We start from the raw sequence: 2,363 nt of genomic DNA on the forward strand, positions 1-2,363 counted from the left end.
CTCTTCCATAGCTTCCCGCGCCAATTCTTTCATCTTCGCCATTTCGGCTGTGGTAGGAGGCCTGTTTTCATAACCCATGACGTATTCCCGGAGGGTCCCGTTTCCCACAAAGGAGGTAAAGTTGGTGGAAACGCCTTTTTCTTCGAGGTATTCCAAATACTCTCCCAGGGTGGACCATGCTACTTCGAAGGAATAATCCTGTTGTCCTTCCCGCATCCTTTTTTTCATGACATCATTCAGGGGCCCCATCGAACGCCCTTCTCCCATGACCTCCAGGGTTACGCCCTGTCGGATATCACTTTGGGATCGGCCGTCCACCAGGAGGGACACGTTGGCCCAGCTGAGCATGTTGATAAACCCGGGAGCTACGTGTTTTCCCGTGGCATCGATTTCGACCGGTGATTGTGCTGCAGACAAATCCCCGATAAAGGCAATGGTGTCTGCACGAATGCCCAGGTCGGCCGGATATCCGGGAGTACCACTCCCATCCAGCACGGTACCCCCCCGAATAATGACATCGAAGTTTTCGGGTGGGCTACAGGCCACCACAAGCAGGAGGAATACTAAAAAGGGAAGTCGCATGGTTTGGTTTTTGGGGATTGACATCCTTTAAAATTAAGTCAAATTCCACTGCGTGCCAAAACCCTGTATTTGTACCTTTAGCCAAATTTTCAAAAAATGAATTCCAGAGCCCAGCAATTAGCCGCATTTGATCGTCTGCTCACCATCATGGATGAATTACGGGCCCAATGCCCCTGGGATAAAAAACAAACCATGGAATCCCTCCGCCACCTGACCATTGAAGAGACCTATGAACTCGGAGATGCTATTTTGGAAAGGGACCTGGAAGAAGTTAAAAAGGAGCTGGGCGATTTGTTGCTGCATATTGTCTTTTATGCCAAAATAGGTTCGGAAACCGAAGCTTTTGATATGGCTGATGTGGCCACGGACATTTCCGAAAAACTTATACGCAGGCATCCTCATATTTATGGAGATACAAGCGTAAGCGGGGAAGAGGAAGTGAAGGCCAATTGGGAGAAGATCAAACTGAGCGAAGGCAAGAAAAGTGTCCTGGAGGGCGTCCCTCAAAGTCTGCCTGCCCTGGTCAAGGCAAATCGCATTCAGGAAAAGGTGGCGGGAGTCGGTTTTGACTGGGAGCGGCCCGAGCAGGTTCTCGAGAAAGTTAAAGAGGAGATCGGGGAACTGGAAAGGGAATTGGACGGTGGGGCTGTCGAAAAAATAGAGTCTGAGCTCGGGGATGTTTTGTTCTCCCTGGTCAATTATTCCAGGTTTTTGGGAATCAACCCCGAAAATGCCCTGGAACGGACCAATAAGAAGTTTATAAACCGGTTTAAGTATCTCGAGGCCCGGGCTGCGGATGCGGGAAAATCACTTTCTGATATGTCCCTTGCGGAAATGGACCAGTTCTGGGAAGCGGCTAAGTCCTTTGAGCACTCCTGAATCTGCTCAAAGTATAAACGAATGGATCCCCCTGTCCGGAGTCCGAAAACAGTTCAACTGCTCCTTACGTGAAACAGTATACCCGTGAATTCCGATACAATATTCGATTGGCCAGCCCGGTAATCCTCGGGATGCTGGGGCATAGCTTTGTGGCCTTTGCGGATAATATCATGGTCGGTCAGTTGGGGACCGCAGAACTGGCCGCGGTTTCCCTCGGGAATAGCTTCGTTTTTATCGCCATGTCTTTGGGGATTGGATTCTCTACGGCCATAACGCCACTGGTCGCCGAGGCGGAAGGGGCAGGGGATGCGCTTGAGGCCAGGGGCGTACTGCAAAATGGGCTGGTACTTTGCACCGTGCTGGGGGTGGCGCTTTTTGGCCTCGTATGGCTGAGTAAACCGCTGATGTCTGTTATGGATCAACCGGAAGAGGTAGTCGTCCTGGCTGGGCCCTATCTCGATCTGGTCGCTTTCTCCCTGATTCCACTGATAATTTTTCAGGCCCTGAAACAATTCTCCGAAGGCCTTTCCAAGACGCGTTATCCCATGTATGCCACAATCCTGGCCAATGTGATTAATGTTGTTTTGAATTACCTCTTGATTTTCGGGTCCTTCGGGTTTCCGAAGCTTGGAATCGTTGGGGCGGCCATTGGCACCCTTGTTTCCCGTGTTTTTATGGTCCTTTTTCTTTGGTGGATTTTTAAGCAACGCCCTTTCTTTAAAGCGTTTATTGAAAACCTAAGGTTCCGGCAGGTCAAAAAACAACTACTCCGAAAAATTGCAGATTTAGGATTTCCCTCAGCCCTCCAAATGTTTTTTGAAGTAGCCATTTTTACCGCTGCCATTTGGATGAGTGGCGTTTTGGGAAAAAATCCCCAGGCTGCGAATCAAATAGCACTCAAT

At 49.7% G+C, this 2,363-nt stretch carries 2 protein-coding genes and 1 pseudogene; 2 read left to right on the forward strand and 1 reads right to left on the reverse strand.

Annotated elements, in window-relative coordinates:
* Nucleotides 1-606: pseudogene (locus WBV75_RS05390) on the reverse strand (D-aminoacylase); the annotation flags it as partial.
* Nucleotides 607-678: 72 nt separating this feature from the next.
* Between WBV75_RS05390 and mazG the strand changes: the two are divergent.
* Nucleotides 679-1,461 carry a nucleoside triphosphate pyrophosphohydrolase gene (gene mazG, locus WBV75_RS05395; RefSeq protein ID WP_424119622.1) on the forward strand — a complete coding sequence of 261 codons (783 nt, stop codon included), beginning with the start codon at nucleotides 679-681 and terminating at the stop codon, nucleotides 1,459-1,461.
* Nucleotides 1,462-1,529: 68 nt separating this feature from the next.
* The coding region (locus tag WBV75_RS05400) for an MATE family efflux transporter (protein ID WP_424119623.1) at nucleotides 1,530-2,363 on the forward strand (834 nt) is incomplete at its 3' end.

Source organism: Robiginitalea sp., assembly GCF_049588695.1.
In the GTDB taxonomy this organism is placed as follows: Bacteria; Bacteroidota; Bacteroidia; order Flavobacteriales; family Flavobacteriaceae; genus Robiginitalea.